Genomic DNA, 23,870 nt, shown 5'->3' with positions numbered 1-23,870 from the left:
CCCTTTCGCTGACGGGCCCGTCCCTGCCGAGTGCGCTCGGTGGAGGCGGGCCATCGCTCGTTCGCTCAGATGGCCGACGGCTGCCCGCATAGTGAACGTTGCGTATCTACGCGAAGAAACCTATGCTCCTTAGAGAACGCCTCGTTCTCTAAGGAGCGATCGCATGGGCCTAGTGCTGTCAGGCCTGATCCTGGCCATGCTGCTGGGCGCCCTCGACCAGACGATCATGGCGCCCGCCCTGCCCGCAGTCGCGGGCGACCTCGGCGGGATCGACCAGATGCCAGCCGTCGTCACCGCCTACGTCGTCGCCGCCACCGTCGTCATGCCCGTCTACGGCAAGCTCGGCGACCGATACGGGCGCAAGCCCACCATGCAGGTCGCCATCGTCGTCTTCGTCACCGGGGCGGTCCTGTGCGCGCTGGCCACGTCGATGCCGCAGTTCATCGTCTTCCGCGCCGTCCAGGGGCTGGGCGGGGGCGGGCTGATGATCGGGGCGCAGGCGATCATGGGCGAGATCGTCAGCCCGCGTGAGCGGGGCCGCTACCTCGGGTTCATCGGCGCCGCGTACGTCGTCGCCGCCGTGGGCGGGCCGCTGATCGGCGGGTTCTTCATCGACCGGCTGAGCTGGCGGTGGATCTTCGCCCTCTACCCGCCCCTCGGCCTGGTGGCGCTGGTCGTGCTGAGCGTCGCGCTCAAGCTGCCCAGCCCCCGGTCACGGGCGCCGCTGGACGTCGCGGGAGCCGTCACGCTGGCCGTCGCCGTCATCGGCGTGGTCATGGTCGGCCAGACCAGGAACCCGCTCTACCTGCTGCCGGCTGCGGCGGGCGTGGCCGGGTGGCTGGTCAGCGCACGCTTCGCCAAGGATCCGATCCTGCCGCTGCGGCTGTTCAGGGACCGGGCGTTCGCGGTGCCGGTCCTGATCAGCCTGCTCATCGGGTTCGCGCTGTTCGGCACGATCACGTACATGCCGGCGTACGTACAGATCGCGCTGCACACGAGCGCCACCCAGGCCGGCCTGCTGGTCACCGCGCTCATGGGCGGTGTCCTGTTCACCACCATCGCGTCCGGGCGGCTCATCACCAGGACCGGCACCTACAAGCCCTACCCCGTCGCGGGCACGGCGCTGGCGGCGGCCGGGCTCGGGGCGCTCGGCCTGGCGGCGGAATCGCCGCTCGGGCTGGCCCTGGCCATGCTGCTGACCGGGCTCGGCGTCGGGCTGGTCATGCAGGTCATGGTGCTGGCCGCGCAGAACGCGGTCGAGTACGCCGACCTGGGCACCGCCACCTCGTCGGTGACGTTCCTGCGCCAGATCGGCGCCTCGGCCGGGGTCGCGCTGGTGGGCGCGTTGATCACGGTGCGCTTTCCGGCGGGGATCCCGGCCTCCGTGCCGTCCGACCTGCCGGAGAGCGTCCGCGTGGCCTTCACCGAGGCCGTGCCGCCGGTGTTCGCCGCCATGGCGCCGCTGCTCGCCGTGGCGTTCCTGCTCGCGCTGGCGCTGCCGGCGCGTCCCCTTCGTACCACCGCCTATGCCGAGGAGAAGTCGTGAAACTCGTCGCACCCCTGAGCGCCTTCGACCGGGGCGACCTCGCCACGGCCGGTGGCAAGGGCGCCAACCTGGGAGAGCTGGTCAACAACGCCTTCCCGGTGCCTGACGGCTTCGTCGTCACCACGCAGGCGTACGAACAGGTCGCCCAGGACCGTAACAGCCGCGAGCAGCTCGAACAGGCCGAGCTGCCGGACGACCTGCGGCAGGCGATCGTCGGCGCCTACGCGGAGCTCGGCGGCGGGGCCGTGGCCGTGCGGTCGAGCGCAACCGCAGAGGACCTGCCGGGGGCCGCGTTCGCCGGCCAGCAGGACACCTACCTCAACGTCGTCGGCGAGCAGGCCCTGCTCGACGCGGTACGCCGCTGCTGGGGCTCGCTCTTCACCGAGCGCGCCGTCGCCTACCGGGCCCGGCTGGGCATCGACGACGCCGAGGTGCGGATCGCGGTGGTCGTGCAGAGCATGGTGCAGGCCGAGGCGGCGGGGGTGATGTTCACCGCCGATCCGGTGAGCGGCGACCGGACCAGGATCGTCGTCGACGCCAGCAGCGGCCTGGGCGAGGCGGTCGTCTCCGGCCTGGTGACGCCGGACCACTACGTGCTGCGCCGCTCGGGGGAGATCGACTTCACCCCCGGACGGCGCGAGGTGGTCATCCGCGGCGTGGAAGGCGGCGGGGTCGTGCACGAGAGCGGGGGCGCGGAGAGCGCGGAGCGGCTGCCGGACGCGGTGCTGACGGAGCTGGGCGGGCTGGCGCGGCGCGTGGCCGGGCACTTCGGCCGGCCGCAGGACATCGAGTGGGCCTACGCCAAGGGCCGCGTCCACCTGCTGCAGGCCCGCCCGATGACCGCGCTGCCGCCGCCTCCGGTGGGCCCGCTCAACCCCATCCGCCGCCGCCTCGCCACGGTGCTGATGGAGTACCTGCCGGTGCGGCCCTACCCGATCGACATGACGACCTGGCTCCCGTACGGGCCGGCGGGGCTGATGGGCAAGGTCACCCGCTACTTCGGCCTGCGGCAGGCGTTCGAGGGGTTCCTGGTGGAGGAGGACGGCGTCGTCTACCGGATCGTGCCGCCGTCCCCGAGCCCGAGCCCGCGGATGCTCGCGACGCCGTTCAAGGTGATGAGCAAGGCGAGGAAGTACGACCCCGCCTGCTGGACCGAGGACCCGCGCTTCCGCGACTACCTGGTGGCGACCGAGCGGCTGCGCGCCCGCGACCTGACAGCGATGTCGTGGCCCGAGCTCGTCCGCATGCCCAGGCAGGCGCTCGCCCTGGTCGACCCGGTGGCCGACCTGCGCATCGACTACCTGCCCGGCACCGGGCTCGCGCTGCTGCGGCTGATCCTGGCGCTGCGGCTGCTCGGGCTCGCGGAGTGGTACGGCCCGCTGATGGGTGGGACGCGTACCAGGACGAGCGACGCCAACCAGGCACTGGAACGGCTGGCGGAGGTCGCCAGGCGCACGGGAGCGCTGAAGGGCGGCCCGCAGCCGGAGGAGTTCCAGCGGGAGTTCGCCGCGTTCCTGACCGAGTACGGCCACCGCGAGAGCGCGAGCCCCATCCTCATCACCCCGCCCACCTGGTCGGAGGCCCCCGAGATCGTGCTCAGCCTGGTCGAGGTGCTGGCCGCCGAGCCGCCCAAGGACAGGCCGCAGGACCCGCTGGAACGCCTGCTCACCCACCCCCGGCTGCGCTCGGAGCGCCGGCGCGCCCGGATGACGCGCCGGGTGGTGGCGGCCCGCGCGGGCATCGCCTTCCGCGAGGACAGCCACCTCGCCTTCATGCTGCCGCATCCGATCCTGCGCAGGTCGCTGCTGGAGATGGGCCGCCGGCTGACCGAGCGGGGCGTGCTCGACCGGCCGGAGGCCCTCTTCCACCTGCGGCTGGAGGAGCTGGAGGAGATCAAGGACATCGCCGCCCTGCGCCCCGAGGACGCCGAGCGGCTGCGCGAGACGGCCAGGGCGCGCGCGGTCAAGCGCGAGCAGCTGTCCGGCGTGCGGCTCATCGACCCCGCCGAGGTCTTCGGCGCGGGGGACACCGGCGACGCGCTGATCACGGGCGCGCCGGCCGGGGGCGGCAGTGCGACCGGGCCGGTCAAGGTGATCAGGGAGCCCGCCGAGTTCGGCCGGCTCGCAGCCGGCGACGTGCTCGTGTGCCCGTACACGAACCCCTCGTGGACGCCGCTCTTTCAGCAGGCGGCGGCGGTGGTCGTCGACACCGGCGGCGCGGCCTCGCACGCGGCCATCGTGGCCAGGGAGTACGGCATCCCGGCCGTGATGGGCACGGGCACGGCGACGTCGGTGCTGGAGGACGGTCAGGTGGTGACCGTGAACGGCGACACCGGCGCGGTCACCGCGGCTCCTTAGAATGCATGCCATGGTCACCGACCACCGCAAGCTGCCACGCCGCCGGGGCGACGCGCTCAACGCGGCCATCTACCAGGCCACGCTCGACGAGCTGGCCGAGGTGGGCTACGCCGGGCTGACCATGGAGGGGGTGGCCGAGCGGGCCAAGGCCAGCAAGGCCTCGCTCTACCGGCGCTGGCCCACCCGGATCGAGCTGGTGATGGAGGCGGTCTACCAGAGCCTGCCGACGCCAGGGTGCTCGCCCGACCTGGGCAACCTCCGTGACGACCTGGTGGCCATGCTCAGCCTCACGGCGCAGGCCCTGTCGGGTCCCGCGGGCGAGGCCATGCGCGGGCTGCTCGGCGAGGCGCTGAGAGGCGAGTCGCCGCTGGGCACGCTGCGGCGCAACTCCCAGGGAACGGCCAGGCGGCTGATGGAGGAGGTCGTGCGGCGCGCGGTCGAGCGCGGCGAGGTGGATCCCGGCGACGTCACCCCGCTCCGCCTCGACTCGGGGCACGCGCTGCTGCGCCACCACTTCCTCTTCGAGGGGCCGCCCATCCCGGAGCGGCTCGTGGTCGAGATCGTGGACCAGGTGCTCATGCCGCTGCTCAGACCACGCGGCTGACCCCCGCCTGCTCGATCCGGCGCAGCATGCCGAGCTGCTCGCGCAGCGCGTCACGCCCGGTCTCGGTGATCCGGTACGGACTGTGCCGCTCCACCGACTGCACGGCCTCGATCAGGCCGTCCTCCTCCAGCCGCATCAGCGCCCCGTACAGGGTGCCCGGCTCCAGCGAGGTCCCCGAGAACTCCTCGATGTCGCCGATCATGCGATATCCGTGCTTCTGCCCCTCCGCGAGGCTGATGAGCACCAGCAGCGCCACGTCCGTGAAGCGGCTGAGCGCTTGGTTCCCGCGAGCCATCCCCTCAGTAAAAGTGAGTGAGGGTCACCGGGCAAGACCCATCGTCTCGGCCATGGTCAGCATCGAGTGGCCGAAGGCCGTGCGCCTGTGCTCGATCGTGTTGTTGAACTGGCCGAACACCTCGAAGCTGACCCAGCCGTACGTCGCGGTCCACGCGGTGACGGCGCGCCAGATCACCGCGTCGGGGACTTCCGGCATGAGGGCGCGCAGGCCGGCCGTGTCCGGCTCCAGCTCGTCCGGCGGCCCGGCCTCGGGGGCGCGCACCGCGCCCGCCTGCCAGGCGTCGCGGACGATGCCGGCCAGCACGGTGAGGTCGCGTACGCGGGCCGCGATCGTGTCTTGTGGCGCCTGGTAGCCGGGCACGGGGGAGCCGTAGATCAGCGCGTATTCGTGCGGGTGGGCCACCGCCCAGTCGCGCACGCCGTGGCAGGCCGCCAGCCACCGGCCGAGATGGTCGGCGCGCGGGGCCGCCGCCTCGGCCTGCTCGACGGCCTCGCCGAGCGCGTTGTAGGAGTCGATGATCAGCGTGGTGAGCAGGTCGTCGCGGCTCGGGAAATAGCGGTAGATGGCCGAGGAGACCATGCCCATCTCCCGCGCCACGGCCCGCAGTGACAGGCCGCCCGCCCCTTCCGTGGCGAGCCGGCGCCGCGCGATGTCGGTGATCTCTCTGGTGAGTTCGGCCCTGACGCGTTCTCTGGCGGTACGGCTGGCTGTCATGCTCGGCAGGTTACCAGAGCGGCGCAAGCAAACGAGAGCACTGCTCTTGACGACTGGCGCTCTCTTGAGAGAGCATTGCTCTCGTAAGTGAACGCCTGAACGCCTGAACGCCGGAGGCCCCCATGCTCGCCCTCGCCAAGCACGCCAACGCCCTGCTGATGTTCCTGCTGGAGCTCGGCGTGCTGGCCTCCGTCGCGTACTGGGGGTTCACGCTCAGCCCGAACTGGGCCGTCAAGCTGCTGGCCGGGATCGGTGGCCCGGCCCTGTTCATCGCCGCGTGGGCGCTGTTCGGGGCCGGTGGCGGCGAGAACGCCGTCTACCCGCTGACCGGCCTGGCCCGTGCCGCCCTGGAGATCCTCTGGTTCGGCGGCGGCGCTCTGGCGCTCTACGCCTCCGGGATGCTCACCTCCGCCGCCGTCTTCGCCGCGCTCTTCGTCCTCAACGCCGTCCTGCGCCTCGTCTGGAATCAGAGCTGAGCTCCCGGTACGGCTACGCTCGACCCGTGAAGACAGCCATGATCGGCCTGGGCGACATCGCGGAGAAGGCGTACCTGCCCGTGCTGGCCGCCCAGCCCGCCCTCGACCTGCACCTGTGCACCCGCGACGAGGCCAGGCTCGACCGGCTCGGCGACGCCCACCGCATCGCGGCCCGGTTCACCCGCGTCGACGAGGTGATCAAGGCCGGGGTCGAGGCGGCGTTCGTGCACGCCGCCACCGAGGCCCATCCCGAGATCGTCGAGGCGCTGCTCGAAGCCGGGATCCACGTCTACGTCGACAAGCCCATCGCCTACACCCTGGCCGAGTCCGAGCGCCTGGTGCGCCTGGCCAGGACCGCCGGCAGGTCGCTGATGGTCGGCTTCAACCGCCGCCACGCCCCCGGCTACGTCTCGCTGGCCGCCCACCCCCGGCACCTCGTCGTCATGCAGAAGAACCGGCACGATCTGCCCGACACCCCGCGCCGGGCCGTCTTCGACGACTTCATCCACGTGGCCGACACGCTCAGGTTCCTCGCCCCGGGCGAGGTCACCGGCACCACGATCAGGACCCGCGTTCGTGACGGGCTCATCGAGCACATCGTCCTGGAGCTGTCGGGCGACGGCTTCACCGCCCTCGGCGTCATGAACCGGGTGAGCGGCGCGAGCGAGGAGACCTGCGAGGCGATGGGCGACGGCCGCAAGCGCCGCGTGGTCAACCTCGGCGACGTCGTCGACTACCAGGGCGGCGAGGAGCTGGCCAGGCGGCCTGACTGGGTGCCGGTGGCCAGGCAGCGCGGCATCGAGCAGATCTGCCTGGAGTTCCTGGCCGCCGTGCGCGCGGACCGCCGGATCGACCCGGGCGACGCCCTGGCCACCCACGCCCTCTGTGAGCAGATCGTCGCCCAGGCGACTTGATCCGCCCCGGCCGCGCGGCTCTGCTTCGGCGGCGCGGCTCCGGCTCGGCCGTGCGGCTCAGAGGGAGCGCGGGTCAGCCGGTCGGGGTGAGCAGGCGCATCGCGCGGTCGGCCCTGGCCAGCATCCGGCCGAACCTGTCGCCCAGCCGGGTCAGCACGGTGTAGCCCTTGGCGTCGCTCAGCGGGCTGGAGGACGACACGACGCCCGCCACCGAGCCCCCGTACAGCGCGGGCCCGCCGCTGCCGCCGGCGGCGGCGTGGCAGTTGCGGGTCACCATCAGCCCGGGCCCCTCCGAGACGCCCTCGACGGTGTCGCCCACGCACCGGTACATCTTGGTGCCCGGATAACCCCGGCCCACCGGATAGCCGAGCAGCTCAAGCCCGCGCAACTTGGTGCCCCTGGCCGTGGGCATGGGCGGCAGCCCCCGCCCGGTCACGTCCTCCAGCGGGCGCTTGCGGCGCACGACTCCGACCAGGCCCACGTCGTACGGCAGCAGCTCGGAGGAGAACGGCCTGCTGCGCCAGCGCGCCGGCACCCACGTGCGCACGACGGGCCAGACCCCGAGCGGCGGCCGGCCCCTGTCGTAGCCCGGCAGGAACGCCAGCCGTTCGAGCAGCCGGCCGTCGTGATAGAGGCAGTGGGCCGCCGTCAGCACCAGGCTGCGGCTGCGCGAGCCGATCACCGTGCCCCCGCACAGCACGTCGGTCTTCGCGACGGGATCGTGGCCGAGCAGCACCCCGGTCAGCCGCCGCGCCCCCGTGTAGGGACGCGGGACCGGCGCGTAGCCCAGGCGGTCGCCGTCAGGCGTCAGCACGCGGGGAACGGGGACGTTGCGTTGGGACACCTCGGTGAGGGCGGCTGGATCGAGCAGGACCAGAGAGAGCACCAACCTGAGCACCGCTCCACTCTAAGGGGAAGATGATCAATGTTCTGACCTGCGACATCAATGTTTGCCGAAGGTCTGCAGAAAGCCTCGGCCTTCAGACCGGGATGGATGTGGTCCTCGAAGGGGGTGGCCCGCCGGAGGCGTGGCGTGGCGGGGCGCGTGGCGCGGAGCTTGAAGCGGTCAGGTGGGGCGGCGCTGTTGTTCGATGTATGCCTTGATGAGGGTGTGCGGGGCTTCGCCGCAGGATGCGGCGAGGTAGGACGGCGACCAGAGGGGGTCCTTCATGGGGACGTGGCTGAGGCGGCCGGTGAACTCTTTGCGCAGGTAGTGGGATGAGACGCCCTTGAGGGAGTTGACGAGGTTGGAGACGGCCATCTTGGGTGGGTAGTGGACGAGCAGGTGGACGTGGTCGTCTGCGCCGTTGAACTCGCGTAGTTCGGCTTCAAAGTTGTCGCATGGTCTGGCTGTGCTGGCGGGGCGGAAGTATCGCGTGGAGTTCGACCCCGGGCAGCGGATCTTCGCGGAGCGGTTGGGCGGGATCTGCCGCAGCGTGTGGAACACCGGTCTCCAGCAGCGCCGCGAGTACCGCAAGCGGGGCGGGCGCCTCGGCTACGCCGAGCAGTGCGCGCAACTCGCCGACGCGAAAAAGGACCCGTACTGCGCCTGGCTGGCCGACGCTCCCGCCCAGGTCATCCAGCAGATCCTCAAAGACCTGGATCAGGCGTGCTCTCGGCACGGCACCTGGAAGGTCAACTGGAAGTCGAAAACCAGATGGAAGCCGTCCTTTCGGTTCCCCACCGCGAAACATATCCCCGTGGAGCGGATCAACCGCACGTGGGGGCGGGTGTTCTTGCCCAAATTCGGGTGGGTGAAGTTCCGGATGTCGCGTCCGCTGGGTGGAGTGGTGAAATCGGCGACCGTCTCCCTCGACGGGGAGTTCTTCGATCGTCGCCACGCCACCACCGATGGTGTCTCCAGCTGGGTGATACCCCCGGCCGCCAAGCAGGACCGGACATCCGATCTGGGCTATCTCACTCGTGGTGAAGCAGAACGGTATCTGCGGCTGCAGCGCCGGCTGGCCCGCAGCGCGAAGGGCTCCAAGCGGCGCAAGGCGATCATCGCTCGGCTGGGTGAGATCATGCACCGGGTCAGATGGCGGCGCAGCGACTTCAACGCCCAGACCGCGCACCGACTTACCCGCGACTACGGCGTGGTGATCCTCGAAGACTTGAAGACGACGAACCTGACCAGCGCCGCGCGGCCGAAACCCGACCCCGGCCGCCCTGGCGCTTTCTTGCCCAACGGGCGGGCCGCGAAGTCCGGCCTGAACAAGGCGATCCTGGACAAGGGCTGGTACGGGTTGGAGATAGCGCTGCGGTCCAAGGCTCGCTACACCGGGACGGTGATCGCTGAGGTTCCGGCCCCGTACACCTCACAGACCTGCCCGGCACCGGCCTGCGGGGTGGTGGATGGGAAGAGCCGCAAGAGCCAAGCACTCTTCTCCTGCACCGCCTGCGGGCATACCGAGCACGCCGACATCGTCGGGGCCAAGAACACGCTAGCGAAGTATCAGGCGGCCGGGCTGGTCGTCTCAGGGCGTGGAGACCCATCCGGGTCCGTGAAGCGCCAAGCACCCCGTTCCACAGCACGGGCCGCGCCAGCGGCACGAACTGCCGCGTGAGCGGCACGGGAACCTCCGTTCTTCAGGGCGGAGAGCAAGTCAACCTATCTTGTGTACGCCGAACCCAGGGCCCGCAGCCGCTCGTGCGCCGACTCGTAGACCGCCGCCCGGCCGAGGAACTCCTTGGGGATCTTGGCGACCATCGTGTAGTTGGTGTCGCACACGTTGCCGACCGGCGCCTGCCCGGCCTGGCTGACGAGCTGGTAGGCGTCCAGCGTGTCCAGCCCGGTCAGCTCCGAGGTCCAGGTGACGAGGTCGTGCTGGCTGATCCGGTACGCGTCCTCCAGCGGCCTGGCCGAACCCGTGGACATCAGGTGCAGGTCGTCCTCCAGCCGGGGCCACGGCGTGGCCATGCCCTTGATCAGCTCGACCGCGACCACGGTGTTCATGGCCGACTCCACCGCCGTGCCGCACACCTCGCCGTGCCCCTGCCGCCCGTGGCCGTCGCCGATCGAGAACAGGCCGCCCTCGACGTTGACGCCCAGGTAGACGGTGACGCCCGCGCGCAGCTCCGGGGTGTCCATGTTGCCGCCGTGCGCGTCGGGGGTGATCGTCATGCGGGCCTCGTTCGCGGCGGGGGCCACGCCGACCGTGCCGTGCATCGGGTCGAGCGGCAGCGCCACGCTGAAGTCGCTGTTGCGGGCGTGGTAGACGGCCACGCCCCGGTCGAGGTCGATGTCGTAGCGCCAGACGCGCTCCTCCAGCGGCGGCTGCAGCATGGCCGTGGTGTGCGTGCCGGTCAGCGCGCCGAAGTGGGGGAACGTCGTGGACACCGCCCAGTCCCTGGCCGGGGTGATGGAGACGAAGTGCAGCGCCAGGGTGTCGCCAGGCTCGGCGCCCTCGACGTGGAAGGGCCCGGTCACGGGGTTGAGGTAGGGGAACTCGCACACCCGCGAGGGCAGGTCGTCCACGCTCCTGACCAGGCCGCCGAAGCAGTCCTCCGTGTACAGCTCCATGATCGTGCCCGGCCGCACCTTGCCGACGGCCGGGCGCCCACCGAAGGTGTAGCTCAGCTCTTCTGGCGAGGGATGGTACGAGACGACGTTCACATGACCTCCTTGGGAAGGACGGGCCCGCGGCCCGACAGGTACGACAGGCCGAGCACGACGAGACCGGCGGCCAGCCAGATGCCGCCGGCCCACTGGGCCGCGACGTTCTGGTTGATCACCACGGCCACCAGGATGCCGAAGCCGATCACGGGCGCGACCAGGTGCGCCCAGTAATTGCGGCTGCCCTGCCTGATCGCGTAGTGGACGACCACGGCCACGTGCAGGAGCAGGAAGGCGGTCATGGCGCCGAAGTTGACCAGCGAGGTCAGCTCCCCGGCGCCCTGCTCCCTGGTGCTCATGAACAGGCCCACGGCCAGCGATATACCCGCGACCACGAACGTGGCGTTCACCGGCACCTGCCGCTTCGGGTCCACCTTGGCCAGGAAGCCGGGCAGCTGCCGGTCGCGGGCCATGGCGAACAGCAGCCGCGAGGTGGCCGCCTGCGCGACCAGCGAGTTGGCGAAGCCCCAGGCGATGGCGGTGGCCACGGCGGTGAGCACCGCCAGCCACTGCCCGCCGGCGAACGCGGCGGTGTCGTAGAAGGCGTTGCCGGTGAGGTCGCCCTCGGCGATCAGCTTGTCCCTGCCGGGGGTGAGCAGCGCCGCCACCCACGTCTGCACCACGAACAGCACGGCCGCCACGCCGAGCGCGGCGACCATGGAGCGGCCGAGCCGCCTGGCGTCCTCGCGGTTCTCCTCCGCCAGCGTGGAGATGCCGTCGAAGCCGAGGAACGACAGCACCGCCACCGACGCGGCGGCGAACACGACGCTCCAGGTGAAGGAGGAGGACTCGAAGATCGGGGAGAACGCGCCCGCCTGGCCCTTGCCCTGGGCCAGCGCGACGCCGCCGACGACCAGGAAGATCGCCAGCACGGCCAGTTCGGCGACCAGCATGACCCGGGTGATCCTGGCCGTCATCTGGATGCCGAGGTAGTTGATGCCGGTGTTGAGCAGCACGAACATGACCAGCCACGCCCAGACGGGGATTGCGGGCACGAAGGAGTTCATGGCGCCGCTGGCGATCAGGTAGAGCAGCGAGGGTACGAGCACGTAGTCCAGCAGGATCGCCCAGCCGGCCATGAACCCGACCGGGGCCGCGATGCCGCGCCCGGCGTAGGTGTAGACCGACCCGGCCATCGGGAAGGCCCGCGCCATCTGCGCGTACGACAGCGCCGTGAACGCCATCGCCAGCAGCCCGATCACGTACGCCAGCGCCACCATCCCGTGCGAGGTGGAGAAGACGTAGCCGAAGATGCCGAAGGGCGCGATCGGCACCATGAAGATCAAGCCGTAGATCATCAGGTCGGCGAAGCCGAGGGTACGCTTCAGCTCCTGCCGGTAGCCGAACTGTTCGATGGTGCTCATGGACGGCTCCTTGCTGCCTGGGGGGCTGCGCGGGGGGCATGCGCTTGGGGCATGCACGGGGTGCTTGGGGGCTGCCCGGGGGGCGTTTCGCACCTTAGAGCCAAAGCTTTCTATTGAAAAGGTTTCTCTAGAAAGAAACTCAGGCCGTCGGCCCTGCCCAGGTGGACGGGATGGCGGACCTGCCGGTCGAGCAGCGTGACCGTGCCGCGCGCGCTCGTGATCGTGGCCCCGTCGGCCGCCGCGTCCAGCGCCGGCACCGCCAGCGAGCCGGCCCGCGCGCTCAGGGCGGCCAGCATGGCCACCGCCTCGTAGCAGCCGTGGCCGTGGGCGTTGAGCGAGGGGGCGTCCTGGCCGAACCTGGCCGCGTACCGCTGCGCGAAGTCGAGGCTGGCCGTGGTCGGCAGGCCGCGGAAGTAGCCCATGGAGGCGTACAGGCCGCCGGTCGCGTCGCCGCCGATGCCGAGCAGGCCGTGCTCCTCCAGCGCGCCGCACAGCCGGGCCGCGGTCAGGCCGGAGTCCGCGTACGCGCGGTTGAAGTCGATCAGGTCGCTGCCGATCAGCGTCAGCAGGATGGCGTCCGGCCTGGCCTCGGCCACCCGCTCCAGCCGGCGCACCGCCTGGCCGTTCGCGACGAGGCTCTCGCCGACCACGCTCGCCCCCGCCTCCCACAGCCTCCTGCGGGCGCTGGCGTGCACCAGGCGCGGCCAGATGTAGTCGTTGCCCAGCAGGTACCATCTGCGCGCCCGCCGGGTGCCGGCCAGCCACTCGATGCCGGGGGCGAGCTGCCGGTCGGGGGTCTCGCCCAGGAAGTAGACGCCGGGCGCGCGGCCGCCGCCCTCGTACGGCGGCGCGTACACGAACGGCACCCGCCCCGCGATGGCGGCCACCACCTCCACCCGCACGTCGCTCGCGTGCGCCCCGACCGCCGCCTGCACCGTGCCCGTCCGGACCAGCCCCGCCACCTCGGCCGCCACCACCCGGGCGGGACGCCCGCCGTCCACGAGGACCAGCTCCACCGGCCGGCCCAGCACGCCGCCCCGGTCGTTGACCTCCTCGGCGGCCAGCACGGCGCAGTTGATCGCGCACGGCCCCATGAGCCCCAGCACGCCGGAGACGGGCACGATCAGCGCGACCCTGACCGAGCCCGACGGGAGGAGTCGTGCTTCGAAGGGATCGACCATCGGCGCCACGCCGACGAGTATCCTCCCTTCAAGCTCCCCGACGAAAGGACCTTGCGATGACCACCTCCGGGCTGGGGTCCTCACTCGCCTACCTGCTCAGCCGTGCGGAGCGGGGCGTCAACCGCGGGCTGGCCGCGGTGCTCGCCGGCGAGGACGTCACGGTCGAGCAGTGGCGCATCATGCGGGCCCTGGCCGACGGCCGCGGCGAGTCGATGGGCGAGCTGGCCGCGGCCGTGCTCATGCCGCACCCCACGCTGACCAAGGCCGTCGACCGGCTCATCGACCGGGCGCTGGTCTACCGGGGGCCGGCAAAGGGCGACCGGCGGCGGGTGGCGGTGTTCGTCTCGGAACGCGGCGCCGAGCTGCTGGCGCGGGTGGACGGCGCGGTGGCCGAACAGCAGGGGGAGATCGCGCGGGCGTTCGGGCAGGAGCGCACCGAGCAGCTCATGCGCGACCTGGAGGACCTGGTCGAGGCGCTCGACAGCACTGCACTGAAGCTCTGATCACCGGTCCTCGCGCTTCTTGGTGGAGTCGGCCGCGAGCAGCGCCACCAGCCCGGCGGCGGCCACGCCCAGGTAGGCCCACAGCGGCAGGTCCACGAGCCGGTGCAGGAACCCCCAGTTGCTGTCGAACCACATCTGGCCCACGAATCCGACGACGCCCTGGATGATGGCGATCACGCCGACGATGTTGATGATTCCTCTCATGCCCATCACGATGCAGCACGAAGCCCGCCCAGGGCATCGAACCTTGGGCGGGCCGCGTGCTACTTAAGTCGTGCCTTGCTCAGGACCTACACGCGGGTCGTCACGGGTAGAGGCCGCGCATCTGGTGCGCCTCGGCCACCCTGCTCACGCCGATGACGTGCGCCGCCTGCCTGAGCGTCAGCCCGCGGTCCGCGGCCGTGGCCGTGACCTCGGCGTAGGCGGCCAGCATGAGCTCGCGCAGCTTCAGCTCGACGTCGCCGGAGCTCCACGAGTAGGCCTGCATGTTCTGCACCCACTCCAGGTACGACACGATCACCCCGCCGGCGTTGGCCAGGATGTCGGGCACGACCGTGGTGCCGCCGGCGGCGAGGATCTCGTCCGCCTCGGGTGTGACGGGCCCGTTGGCGCCCTCGACGATCAGCCGGGCGCGCACCCTGGGCGCGTTGGCCTCGGTGATCGCGCCTTCGAGCGCGGCCGGGACCAGGACGTCCACGTCGAGCTCGAAGAGGTCCTCGCGAGGCAGGTCGTCGGCCTGGTGGAACCCGCGCACGCCGCCCGACTCGGCCACCCACGCGCGCAGGCGGGCGATGTCGAGGCCGGCCGCGTTGTAGACGGCCCCGCTGACGTCGGAGACCGCCACCACCTTGCAGCCCGCGTCGGCCAGGTATCGCGCGGCCGGCGCACCCACCTTGCCGAAGCCCTGCACGGCCACGGTCACGCCCTCGGGCGAGCGGCCGAGCGCGGCCAGCGCCGCGATCTGCACGCCCCTGGAGGTCGCGCCCGCGCGTCCCAGCGAGCCGCCCAGCGTCGTCGGCTTGCCGGTGACCACGCCGGGCACCGAGTAGCCGGTGTTGACGCTGTAGGTGTCCATGATCCAGGCCATGGTCCGCTCGTCGGTGCCGACGTCGGGGGCCGGGATGTCCTTCTCCGGGCCGATCAGCGGCAGGATCTCGTTGACGTAGCGGCGGGTCAGCCGTTCCAGCTCGCGAGTGGTGAGCTGGGCCGGGTCCACGGCCACGCCGCCCTTGGCGCCGCCGTACGGGATGCCGACCAGTGCGCACTTCCACGTCATCCACATCGCGAGCGCGGTGACCTCGTGGATGTCGACGGCGGGATGAAACCGCAGCCCGCCCTTGGCGGGGCCGCGTGAGACGTTGTGCTGGACCCGGTAGCCCTGGACGACGTCCAGGCGACCGTCCTCGCGGCGCACCGGGACCGAGACGGTCAGGGAGCGGCGGGGCGTGGCCAGCATCGTGCGGAGCCCGTCGTCGAGGCCGAGATGTTCGGCGGCCCGGTCGAGCTGGTGCAACGCGGAGTCGAGGGCCTGACGGCCCGGGGTGATCAGGGCCGGCGTCGTTGACGGCACCATGATGCTCATGGAAGAACTTCCTCCCGATATGTAACGCCCTTTTACGGGAACAGGCGCCGTTGCCTCTCCCTTTTGGGCGTTGATGTCACGATCATCCTAGAGCGGGGCGTTTGACCTTGCCGAGTTTTGGTAGAAATCCAAGCCGTTGATCGGATGTGGCGGACAGCGCCACTCTGGCAGGCTTGCGCACGAGAGTGTGAAGGAACGTCGAACCAGGAGGTTTTTCCATTGCCCGCACTGGTGGTGGGGCCGATGCTGCGGTACGTCGCCTTCGACAGCGCGTCGATCTGGGTGGAGACCGCCGAGCCCTGCACAGTCGCCGTCGAGGCGGGAGGCAGGACTTACCGGTCGCCTACCTTCACTGTGCACGGTCACCACTACGCGATCGTCGATCTCGTCGAGTTGTCCCAGGATATCGCGTCGTACACGGTGGAGCTCGACGGGGAGCAGGTTTGGCCGATGGCGGGTCGCCCGCCGTCCCGGATCAGGCTGCTGCCCAGGGAAGGGGTGCGCAAGCTGGCGTTCGGATCGTGCCGCACCAGCGTGCCCCACGACGCGGCGCACGTGCGTTCCCACGGTGACGACGTGCTGCGGGCCTTCGGCGAGCACCTCCCCGAGGCGGCCGAGGAGGAGTGGCCCGACCTGCTGCTGCTCCTCGGCGACCAGGTCTACGCCGACAACCCCTCGCCCGACATGCTGGCCTACATCCGCTCCCGCAGGGACACCGAGCCGCAGGGCGAGATCGCCGACTTCGAGGAGTACGCCGAGCTCTACCGCCAGGCGTGGACCGAGACCGAGATCCGCTGGCTGCTGTCCACCGTGCCGACCGCGATGATCTTCGACGACCACGACCTGCGCGACGACTGGAACACCTCCCAGCCCTGGCGCGAGCAGATGGCCAGGACGTCGTGGTGGCGCCGCCGGGTGGTGGCCGGGCTGGGGGCGTACTGGATCTACCAGCACCTCGGCAACCTCTCACCCGCCGAGCGGGCGGAGGACCCGCTGCTGCGCAAGCTGATGGAGGGCGACGGCGGCCAGGCGCTCGACGCCTTCGCCGACAAGGCCGACGCCGAGCCCACCAGCAACCGCTGGAGCTACGCCCGCGACCTCGGCCCGGCCCGCCTCATCATGGTCGACACCCGGTGCGCCAGGCAGCTCACGCCCGGCGACCGCCGCATGCTCGACGCGGACGAGTGGGCCTGGCTGGAGGAGCAGGTCAGCCGCCCGACCGAGCAGCTGATCATCGGCTCGTCGATCCCGTTCCTGCTGCCCGAGGGCGTCCACGGCGTGCAGAACTGGAACGAGGCCCTGAGCGACGGCAAGTGGGGGCCCGTGGTGCGGCGGTGGTCGGAGAAGTTCCGGCAGGCCATCGACCTGGAGCACTGGGCGGCGTTCCGGCGCTCGTTCGAGGACCTGGCCCGGCTGCTCATCGGGCTGGGCAAGCCGGTGCTGATCCTGTCGGGCGACGTGCACTACTCCTACCTGGCCCAGGCCGACCGGGGGCCGGTCTTCCAGATCGTCTGCTCGCCGATCCGCAACCCGCTCAGCCGCATGCTGCGCTGGGCCAACGTCTTCACCCAGTTCTCGATCGCCACCCTGGTGGGCGGCCTGCTGGCGCGGTCGGCGGGCATCCCGCGCCCGCCGTTTCGCTGGCGGGTCACCAAGGGCCCGCTGTTCCAGAACGCGCTCGCCGTGCTGACCCTGCCCGACGAGGTCACCTGGTACGGCTCCACCGGCGAGGTGGTCAAGCCGATCGACTCCGCCCGCCTACGCTGATCCCCATGGATGCCAACGCCGTCGCCGTACCCTTCTACGACCTCTGGCACGAGGACGGGCACGTGCCCCTGATCCGCGAGCTGCTGCCGCCGCTGCTGGCCGGGGTGCGGCGCAGTCTGATCGAGATCGGCGCGGGCACGGGCCTGATCACCGAGCTGATCGCCCGCGTCACCCCGGCCGAGATCTACGCCGTGGAGCCGTCGCTCGGCATGCGTTCCGTGCTGATCTCCCGGCTGGCCCAGGACCCGCCGGCGCTGCGGCGGGTGACCGTGCTGCCGTGCGGGGCCCTCGACGTGGACGTGGACGAGCCGGTCGAGGCCGTCGTGATGATCTCGGTGCTGCAGAGCTTCTCCGCCGCCGAGCGGGACGAGCTGTGGCGGGTGCTGGCCAGGCAGCTTGAGCCGGGCGGGCGGCTGCTGTTCAACTGGCGGCAGCGGGCCGCGGCCGTGCCGGGGGAGCTCGTGTCCATGGGCTCCTATCCGGTGGGGCGGCACACGTACGAGGTGGCCGGGCAGGTGCTCGCCGCCGAAGGGGAGAGCGTCACCTCGCGCTTCGTCTACCGGACCAGGCAGCGCGGGGTGGTGGTGACCGAGGACGAGGTGGTCTCCACCAGCCATTGGCCGGCAGGGGAGGTGCTGGTGGCTGAGCTGAAGGAGCACGGGTTCGTCGCTGAGGACGCGCCCGACGGCATACAGGTGTGGTCGCTGCCCGGCTGACGCCCAGGGCCCGGCCACCACGGGTGGCCGGGCCTGGCTCGACCTGCGGGTCCTGCGGGTTCTACGAGTTCTGCGGGTGCTGCAGGTCGTAGATGGCGTCGGTGAACTGGTCGATCGCCCAGAGCAGGTCCTCTTCCGAGATGACGATCGGCGGCGCCAGCCGGATCGTGGACCCGTGCGTGTCCTTGGCCAGCACGCCCCGCTTCAGCAGCGCCTTCGACACCTCACGGCCGGTGCCCAGGTCGGGGTGGATGTCCACGCCCGCCCACAGCCCGCGCCCGCGCACCGCGACCACGCCGCCCTTGCCGACCATGTCGCGCAGCCGCGTGTGCAGCACCTCGCCCAGCTTGGCGGCCCTGGCCTGGATCTCGCCGGTGCCGAGGATCTCGATCACCGCGTTGGCCACCGCGCACGCCAGCGGGTTGCCGCCGAACGTGGAACCGTGCTGGCCGGGGTGGATGACCCCTAGCACGTCCCGGTTCGCGGCGATGGCCGAGACCGGTACGACGCCGCCGCCCAGCGCCTTGCCCAGCACGTAGATGTCGGGCACGACGCCCTCGAAGTCGCACGCGAACGTCTGGCCCGTGCGCCCCAGCCCCGACTGGACCTCGTCGGCGATCATCAGGATGCCCTCGGCCGTGCACAGCTCCCGCACCTCGCCAAGGTAGCCGTCCGGCGGCACCAGCACCCCGGCCTCGCCCTGGATCGGCTCGACCAGCACCCCGACCGTGTTGGCGTCGAGGGCCTGCCTGATCGCCTCGACGTCGCCGTAGCGGACGACGCGGAAGCCCGGCGTGTACGGGCCGAAGTTGTCGTGCGCCTCGGGGTCGGTGGAGAAGCTGACGATCGTGGTCGTACGGCCGTGGAAGTTGCCCTCCATCACGATGATGTTGGCCTGGTCCGGCTCGACGCCCTTGACCTCGTAGCCCCACTTGCGCGCCACCTTGATGGCGGTCTCCACGGCCTCGGCGCCGGTGTTCATGGGCAGGACCAGGTCCTTGCCCGTGAGGTCGCCGAGCCCGGCGCAGAACTGCGCGAACTGGTCGTGGTAGAAGGCGCGGCTGGTCAGCGTCAGCCGTTCGAGCTGCTCCTTCGCGGCCTCGATGATCTTCGGATGGCCGTGGCCGAAGTTGAGCGAGGAGTAGCCGGACAGGCAGTCCAGATACCGCTTGCCGTCGACGTCGGTGACCCAGGCGCCGTGCGCCTCGTGGATCACCACGGGCAGTGGATGGTAGTTGTGCGCGCTGCGGCGCTCGCTCACTTCGATCAGTTCTGCGCTGGTGGTCATGATCAGATCTCCCCCCTGATCTCCAGTGTGCAGCACTTGGGGCCGCCGCCCGCCTTACGCAGCTCCGACAGATCGACCGGGATCACCTCGTAGCCGCGCCGCTTGAGCTCCAGGTGGAGATCGGAGGCCTCGGCGTTGATGACCACGTTCGTGCCGTCGCTGACCGCGTTCAGCCCGAGCACCTCGGCGTCGCGGTCCGTCGCGATCACCGCGTCGGGGAACATGCGGCGCAGCACCGCGAGGCTCCCGGGCGAGAAGGCGGCGGGGTAGTAGCCGACGTTGCGCCCGTCGATCGGGAACAGCGCCGTGTCGAGGTGGTAGAAACGCGGGTCCACCAGCGTCAGCGAGACGACGGGCCGGCCCAGGTACTCCTGCGCCTCCTGGTGGGCGACCACGTCCGTGCGGAAGCCCGTACCGGCCAGGATGACGTCGTCGAGGGTGAGGAAGTCACCCTCGCCCTCGTTGACCTGGGAGGGTTCGAGCGCCTCGTAGCCGCGGTCGGTGAACCAGCGCAGGTAGGCCGGGCCCTCGGCGGCGCGCTGCGGGTAGGCGAAGCGCGCGCCGTAGACGCGGCCGTCCACCACCAGGGCGCCGTTCGCGGCGAACACCATGTCGGGCAGGCCCTCGATCGGGTCGATCAGGCTGACCTGGTGTCCGAGCTCCTCGTACGCCGTCTTGAGGCCCTCCCACTGCCGGACCGCAACGTCGCGGTCCGCTCCGGCCTCGGGACGCATCCACGGGTTGATCGCGTACTCGACCGTGAAGAAGTCCGGGCGGCACATGAGGAAGTGTTTGGGCATGCAACGCTCCAACGTGTCGTAACCAGGGAAAACCCCTCTTCAGGGGGACGGAGCAAGCCTAGGAATTCCCGATTGGGCAAGCCAAGGGGTTGACATTGCGTCTTGCCGCCGATCGGTTGCGTCTTTCACCCGGTTGAGGGGGATTCGTTGCGCACCTCGGGCACAGAGGGGTTGTGAGTTGCGTCCACCAGGCGCGACAGCACGATGGCGCTCTTGGTCCGCACCACGAACGCCTCGGCCGCGATGCGCTCGATCACCCGCTCGACGTGGCGCACGTCCGTCGCCCTGATGTGCAGCAGCGCGTCCGCCTCGCCGGTGATCGTGGCAGCGCCCACCACTTCGGGGAACCTGGCCACGGCCAGCGCGATGTCCGACGGCTTCGTCTTGCCCTGGCAGAACAGCTCCACGTACGCCTCGGTCGTCCAGCCGAGCGCCTGCGGCGCCACCCGCGCGCTGAACCCGGTGATCGCCCCGAGCTCGCGCAGCCGGTCCACCCGCCGCTTGACCGCCGAAGCGCTCAGCCCGACCCGGTGGCCGATCTCGGCGTAGGTCTGGCGGGCGTCGTCCACGAGCGCCGCGATGATGTCACGATCGAGCCGGTCCAGTTCCACGCGCTCTGTATACCGCCTGGCCAGGCTGGCGCGCGACGAGCGGCACGCGGGACACTGGGCGGGGCCCGGCCGCGACCCCCGTCGAGCGCCGCCCCTTCGACTTGTCACCGGAAGGTTATTCGCAGCATGAATAGCACGAATATCGCCAGCTTTCCCCCGAATTTCGTGTGGGGAGTATCGACCTCGGCCTTCCAGATCGAGGGGGCGACGGCCGCCGACGGCCGTTCCCCGTCGATCTGGGACACCTTCACCGCCGACCGGGCCGAGGCGTGCGACCATTACCACCGTTATCCGGAAGACGTGCGGCTGATGAAAGAGCTGGGCATGGCCGCCTACCGGTTCTCGGTGAGCTGGACGCGCGTCTTTCCCGACGAGTCGGGAAAGGTCAACCAGGCCGGGCTCGATTTCTACGACAGATTGGCCGACGAGCTGACCGGCGCGGGCATCACGCCGTACGCCACCCTTTATCACTGGGACCTGCCGCAGTGGCTGGAGGATCTGGGCGGCTGGCCCGCGCGGGACACGGCCCACCGGTTCGCCGACTACGCCGCCGCCGTGCACGAGCGGATCGGCGACCGGGTCGGCACCTGGTTCACGCTGAACGAGCCGTGGGTGGCGTCCTTCCTCGGCTACGGCTCCGGCGTGCACGCCCCGGGCCGCGCGTCGGCCGCCGACGCCTTCCGCGCCGCACACCACATGCTGCTCGCGCACGGCCTGGGCGCGCGCGCCCTGCGCGACGGCGGAGCCGCCGAGGTCGGCGCCGTGCTCAACATCTCGCCGGTGATGACGCCGGCCCAGGTCAGCGACTTCGGCAGGACGTTGTCGGACGAGGACGCCGAGGCCGTCGCGCGGATCGACGCCCTGGCCAACCGGCAGTTCCTGGAGCCGATGCTGCGCGGCGCCTACCCCGCCGAACTGCTGGCCATCGCCGAGCGCCACGGCGGCCTCGATCATGTGCGCGACGGCGACCTCGACGTCATCGCCCAGCCGCTCGACCTGCTCGGCGTCAACTACTACACCCCGCTGGTCGTCCAGGCCCAGCCGAGCGAGCCCGCCGACCCTGCCTTTCCCGGCAGCGAGGGAATTCTCTTCTGCACCATTCCCACGGCCGTCACCGCGATGGGCTGGCCGATCGTGCCCAACTGCCTCGCGCTGCTCCTCGACCGCCTTTCCTGCGACTATCCCGGCCTCGACCTGATGGTCACCGAGAACGGCGCCGATTTCGTGGACGTGGTGACCGGCGACGGCATTCACGACGTCGACCGGATCAACTTCGTCGAGGAACATCTGCGGGCCCTGCGCGGCGCCGTCGAGAACGGCGCGAAGGTGCGCGGATATCTCGTCTGGACCCTGCTCGACAATCTCGAATGGGCCGACGGATACCAGCGCAAGTTCGGCCTCGTGCACGTCGACTTCGCCACCCAGAAACGCCGGCCGAAGGACAGCGCGCTGTGGTACCGCGACGTCATCCGCCGCAACGGCCTGACCGAGACCCGGCCGAAACGCCCGACCCTGGAGACGGTGGCCGCCCGCGCCGGAGTGTCGCGGGCCACGGTCTCGCGCGTCGTCAACGGGGAGTCGTCGGTCAGCTCCTCGGTCAGGGCCGCGGTGATGCGGGCCGTCAGGGAGATCGGCTACGTGCCCAACGCCGCCGCCCGCAGCCTCGTCACCCGCCGCACCAACGCCGTCGCCCTCGTGCTGTCCGTGCCCCGCCAGGGCGGCGACGCGCTGACGGCCGCCGTCGTCCAGTCCGTCGTCCAGTACGTCACGAGCCTGCTGGAGGGCGCGGGCAAGCAGATCACGCTCATGCTCGCCGACACGGCCGAGAGCCATCGCCGCATCGTCGCGCACGTCGAGAGCGGGCTGGCGGACGGGGTCGTGCTGCTGCCGCCCGACCGGGGCGACACGCTGGCCGAGCGGCTCTCGCGCACCGAGGTGCCGGTCGTCCTGCTGGGCAAGCCGCCCATCGCGTCGCTGGTCCCGTACGTGGACGTGGACAACGCGGGCGGCGCGGGAGCCGCCACCGACCACCTCGTCGCGCTCGGCCGGCGGCGCATCGGCATGATCTGCGGTCCCATGGACCTGGTCGCCGTCCAGGACCGGCTGGCCGGCCACCGTACGGCGCTGCGGCGGGCGGGCCTGAGCCCGCACCTGGCCGTGGCCGACGACCTCACCCGCGCGGCGGGCGCGGCGGCCACCCGCCGTCTCCTCGAAGACGACCCGTCACTGGACGCCGTCTTCGCCGCCACCGACCAGCTCGCCATCGGGGCGCTCACGGCGGCGCGGGAGGCCGGCCGGCGGGTGCCCGAGGACCTCGCGGTCGTCGGCTTCGACGACGTGGACGCCGCCTCGGCCACCACCCCGGCGCTGACCACCGTCCGCGTCCCGGTCGCCGACCAGGCGCTCGCGCTGGCCCGGCTGCTGCTGTCGCGCCTGGAGGGACGGCACACCACCTCCGTCGTGCTGCCGGCCCGGCTGGTCGTGCGCGAGTCGGCTTAGAGAGCCGCTCAGGGCCGCTCAGGGCCGCTCAGAGCTGCTGCTCGAAGAGACGGGGGAAGACCTTGGCGACCTTGGACAGCAGGTACTCGCCGTACGTGCCGGTGAAGTCCACCTGGCCGTCCCACCGGCGCCCCGGGGCGTAGGGGAGGGGCGGGACCTCGCTGTCCCAGCCGGGGTCGAAGAAGAACGGGAAGCTGAGGCGCTCGTTGCCGCTGCGGTTGCGTACGCGGTGGGGAGTGGAGCGGTAGTGGCCGGCGGTGAGCTTGTCGAGCATGTCGCCGATGTTGCACACGAACGTGCCCGGCACCGGGGGCGCGTCGATCCATCCGGCCCGCGTACGGACCTGGAGGCCGCCGTTGGCGTCCTGGAGGAGCAGGGTGAGCAGGCCGTAGTCGGTGTGCTCGCCCACGCCCCAGCCGTCGTCGTCAGGCGGGCTCGGCGGATAGTGAAATATCCGGAAAAGGATGGTCGGGTCGGCGGTGTATCCCGTACGGAAGTAGTCCTCCTCCAGACCCAGGCTCAGCGCGATCCCGCTCATGACCGCCTGCCCGAGCCCCGTCATCCGGCGCAGATACCCAAGCACCGCCTCCCGCAACTCGGGGACCCGCTCGGGGAACAGGTTGGGGCCGTGCAGCGGCAGCGTGCCCGCCGGCTCCTCGGCCCCGAAGTAGACGCCCTCCTTCAGGTCGGGGCGGCCGGAGGTCAGCTCGCCGCCGACCGGGAAGAAGCCGCGCCAGGCCCGTCCGCCCCGTTCCATCCGGATCTCGTCCTTGACCTCTTCAGGAAGGGCGAAGAAGCGCCTGGCGGCCGCGTCGAGCCGGTCGATGAGCTCGGCCGGCACGCCGTGACCTGAGACGTAGAAGAAGCCGTTCTCCCGGCAGGCCGCCCCGATCTCCTCCGCGACCCGCCGTCTCCGCGCTTCAGACTCGGATCCGGCTCCGGCGGCGAGGAGGGGTGACACGTCGATCACCGGCAATGCGCTCACCCGCACCATTGTTCCCCAAATCGCCCGGGTAGCCATGGCCGTGCCGGAT

Annotated in this window: 22 protein-coding genes and 1 pseudogene; 10 read left to right on the top strand and 13 right to left on the bottom strand. The window is 71.1% G+C overall.

Going from position 1 to position 23,870, the window contains the following annotated elements; genetic code table 11:
• Positions 1 to 163 precede the first annotated feature (163 nt).
• Genes AB0C27_RS03325 through AB0C27_RS03315 form a run of 3 tightly spaced genes read left to right on the top strand, consistent with a single transcriptional unit; the run spans position 164 to position 4,507 of the window.
• Positions 164 to 1,546: an MFS transporter gene (locus tag AB0C27_RS03325; RefSeq protein ID WP_357837073.1), complete on the top strand. Its 1,383-nt coding sequence runs from the start codon at positions 164 to 166 to the stop codon at positions 1,544 to 1,546.
• The gene (locus tag AB0C27_RS03320) at positions 1,543 to 3,903 is read left to right on the top strand and encodes a PEP/pyruvate-binding domain-containing protein (protein ID WP_357837070.1); all 2,361 of its coding nucleotides are present in this window, start codon (positions 1,543 to 1,545) and stop codon (positions 3,901 to 3,903) included. The genes AB0C27_RS03325 and AB0C27_RS03320 overlap by 4 nt, the downstream gene beginning before the upstream one ends.
• Before the next feature lie 10 nt (positions 3,904 to 3,913).
• On the top strand, positions 3,914 to 4,507 hold the full coding sequence (locus AB0C27_RS03315) for a TetR/AcrR family transcriptional regulator (RefSeq protein WP_357837067.1): 594 nt from the start codon (positions 3,914 to 3,916) through the stop codon (positions 4,505 to 4,507).
• Here AB0C27_RS03315 and AB0C27_RS03310 read toward each other — a convergent pair.
• Together AB0C27_RS03310 and AB0C27_RS03305 are read right to left on the bottom strand one after the other, a co-directional pair.
• Positions 4,491 to 4,802: a PadR family transcriptional regulator gene (locus tag AB0C27_RS03310; protein WP_357837064.1), complete on the bottom strand. Its 312-nt coding sequence runs from the start codon at positions 4,800 to 4,802 to the stop codon at positions 4,491 to 4,493. The two genes, AB0C27_RS03315 and AB0C27_RS03310, sit on opposite strands and share 17 nt — an antisense overlap.
• Before the next feature lie 24 nt (positions 4,803 to 4,826).
• Entirely contained in the window at positions 4,827 to 5,519 is a 693-nt protein-coding gene (locus AB0C27_RS03305; RefSeq protein ID WP_357837061.1) for a TetR/AcrR family transcriptional regulator, read from the bottom strand.
• Between the two features lie 122 nt (positions 5,520 to 5,641).
• Here AB0C27_RS03305 and AB0C27_RS03300 point away from each other — a divergent pair, with 122 nt between their 5' ends.
• Both AB0C27_RS03300 and AB0C27_RS03295 read left to right on the top strand, forming a co-directional pair.
• A complete protein-coding gene (locus tag AB0C27_RS03300; protein WP_346106355.1) occupies positions 5,642 to 5,995 on the top strand; it encodes a YrdB family protein in 354 nt (117 codons plus the stop codon).
• 26 nt (positions 5,996 to 6,021) lie between these two features.
• Positions 6,022 to 6,909: a Gfo/Idh/MocA family oxidoreductase gene (locus AB0C27_RS03295; protein ID WP_357837057.1), complete on the top strand. Its 888-nt coding sequence runs from the start codon at positions 6,022 to 6,024 to the stop codon at positions 6,907 to 6,909.
• Between the two features lie 73 nt (positions 6,910 to 6,982).
• Here AB0C27_RS03295 and AB0C27_RS03290 read toward each other — a convergent pair whose 3' ends face one another.
• Together AB0C27_RS03290 and tnpA are read right to left on the bottom strand one after the other, a co-directional pair.
• Positions 6,983 to 7,807 (bottom strand): hypothetical protein, encoded by an 825-nt coding sequence (locus AB0C27_RS03290; protein ID WP_357837055.1) that lies wholly within the window; start codon positions 7,805 to 7,807, stop codon positions 6,983 to 6,985.
• A 168-nt stretch (positions 7,808 to 7,975) separates the two neighbouring features.
• A pseudogene (tnpA, locus tag AB0C27_RS03285) lies at positions 7,976 to 8,251 on the bottom strand (IS200/IS605 family transposase); the annotation flags it as partial.
• Positions 8,252 to 8,261: 10 nt separating this feature from the next.
• On the opposite strand from tnpA, the gene AB0C27_RS03280 reads away from it, so the two are divergent.
• Positions 8,262 to 9,476 carry a transposase gene (locus tag AB0C27_RS03280; protein ID WP_357837052.1) on the top strand — a complete coding sequence of 405 codons (1,215 nt, stop codon included), beginning with the start codon at positions 8,262 to 8,264 and terminating at the stop codon, positions 9,474 to 9,476.
• Positions 9,477 to 9,520: 44 nt separating this feature from the next.
• Here AB0C27_RS03280 and AB0C27_RS03275 read toward each other — a convergent pair whose 3' ends face one another.
• From AB0C27_RS03275 to AB0C27_RS03265, 3 genes are all read right to left on the bottom strand, one after another.
• Positions 9,521 to 10,525 carry an acetamidase/formamidase family protein gene (locus tag AB0C27_RS03275; RefSeq protein WP_357837049.1) on the bottom strand — a complete coding sequence of 335 codons (1,005 nt, stop codon included), beginning with the start codon at positions 10,523 to 10,525 and terminating at the stop codon, positions 9,521 to 9,523.
• On the bottom strand, positions 10,522 to 11,889 hold the full coding sequence (locus AB0C27_RS03270; RefSeq protein WP_357837045.1) for an APC family permease: 1,368 nt from the start codon (positions 11,887 to 11,889) through the stop codon (positions 10,522 to 10,524). Before AB0C27_RS03270 ends, AB0C27_RS03275 begins: the two co-directional genes overlap by 4 nt.
• A 110-nt stretch (positions 11,890 to 11,999) precedes the next feature.
• Positions 12,000 to 13,070, bottom strand: a complete 1,071-nt coding sequence (locus AB0C27_RS03265; RefSeq protein WP_357837998.1) for a substrate-binding domain-containing protein — start codon at positions 13,068 to 13,070, stop codon at positions 12,000 to 12,002.
• Between the two features lie 56 nt (positions 13,071 to 13,126).
• On the opposite strand from AB0C27_RS03265, the gene AB0C27_RS03260 reads away from it, so the two are divergent.
• Complete coding sequence (locus tag AB0C27_RS03260) at positions 13,127 to 13,573, top strand: MarR family transcriptional regulator (protein WP_357837042.1); 447 nt, start codon at positions 13,127 to 13,129, stop codon at positions 13,571 to 13,573.
• On the opposite strand, the gene AB0C27_RS03255 is transcribed toward AB0C27_RS03260, so the two are convergent.
• Both AB0C27_RS03255 and AB0C27_RS03250 read right to left on the bottom strand, forming a co-directional pair.
• Positions 13,574 to 13,777 (bottom strand): hypothetical protein, encoded by a 204-nt coding sequence (locus AB0C27_RS03255; RefSeq protein WP_357837039.1) that lies wholly within the window; start codon positions 13,775 to 13,777, stop codon positions 13,574 to 13,576. It lies immediately after the preceding gene.
• Positions 13,778 to 13,877: 100 nt separating this feature from the next.
• Positions 13,878 to 15,155, bottom strand: coding sequence for a Glu/Leu/Phe/Val dehydrogenase (locus AB0C27_RS03250; RefSeq protein ID WP_346106343.1), 1,278 nt, complete (start codon positions 15,153 to 15,155; stop codon positions 13,878 to 13,880).
• A 219-nt stretch (positions 15,156 to 15,374) separates the two neighbouring features.
• Between AB0C27_RS03250 and AB0C27_RS03245 the strand changes: the two genes are divergently transcribed.
• Together AB0C27_RS03245 and AB0C27_RS03240 are read left to right on the top strand one after the other, a co-directional pair.
• Positions 15,375 to 16,922, top strand: coding sequence for an alkaline phosphatase D family protein (locus tag AB0C27_RS03245; protein ID WP_357837036.1), 1,548 nt, complete (start codon positions 15,375 to 15,377; stop codon positions 16,920 to 16,922).
• A 5-nt stretch (positions 16,923 to 16,927) separates the two neighbouring features.
• Positions 16,928 to 17,638, top strand: a complete 711-nt coding sequence (locus tag AB0C27_RS03240; protein ID WP_357837033.1) for a class I SAM-dependent methyltransferase — start codon at positions 16,928 to 16,930, stop codon at positions 17,636 to 17,638.
• A 61-nt stretch (positions 17,639 to 17,699) separates the two neighbouring features.
• Here the strand turns inward: AB0C27_RS03240 and rocD are convergent, their stop codons facing one another.
• The 3 genes from rocD to AB0C27_RS03225 form a co-directional block, all read right to left on the bottom strand.
• Positions 17,700 to 18,926 (bottom strand): ornithine--oxo-acid transaminase, encoded by a 1,227-nt coding sequence (rocD, locus tag AB0C27_RS03235; protein WP_357837030.1) that lies wholly within the window; start codon positions 18,924 to 18,926, stop codon positions 17,700 to 17,702.
• A 2-nt stretch (positions 18,927 to 18,928) separates the two neighbouring features.
• Complete coding sequence (gene ddaH / locus AB0C27_RS03230) at positions 18,929 to 19,726, bottom strand: dimethylargininase (protein ID WP_357837027.1); 798 nt, start codon at positions 19,724 to 19,726, stop codon at positions 18,929 to 18,931.
• 125 nt (positions 19,727 to 19,851) lie between these two features.
• A complete protein-coding gene (locus AB0C27_RS03225; protein WP_357837024.1) occupies positions 19,852 to 20,337 on the bottom strand; it encodes an Lrp/AsnC family transcriptional regulator in 486 nt (161 codons plus the stop codon).
• Between the two features lie 126 nt (positions 20,338 to 20,463).
• On the opposite strand from AB0C27_RS03225, the gene AB0C27_RS03220 reads away from it, so the two are divergent.
• Positions 20,464 to 22,836: a GH1 family beta-glucosidase gene (locus tag AB0C27_RS03220; protein WP_357837021.1), complete on the top strand. Its 2,373-nt coding sequence runs from the start codon at positions 20,464 to 20,466 to the stop codon at positions 22,834 to 22,836.
• A gap of 28 nt (positions 22,837 to 22,864) precedes the next feature.
• Here AB0C27_RS03220 and AB0C27_RS03215 read toward each other — a convergent pair whose 3' ends face one another.
• Positions 22,865 to 23,821 carry a 2-oxoglutarate and iron-dependent oxygenase domain-containing protein gene (locus tag AB0C27_RS03215; protein ID WP_357837018.1) on the bottom strand — a complete coding sequence of 319 codons (957 nt, stop codon included), beginning with the start codon at positions 23,819 to 23,821 and terminating at the stop codon, positions 22,865 to 22,867.
• Positions 23,822 to 23,870: the final 49 nt, after the last annotated feature.

It is taken from the genome of Nonomuraea sp. NPDC048882, assembly GCF_040649755.1.
Classification (GTDB): Bacteria; Actinomycetota; Actinomycetes; order Streptosporangiales; family Streptosporangiaceae; genus Nonomuraea; species Nonomuraea maheshkhaliensis.
Note: the sequence above shows the minus strand (reverse complement) of the source record. Positions and strands in the feature narration are given on the sequence as shown.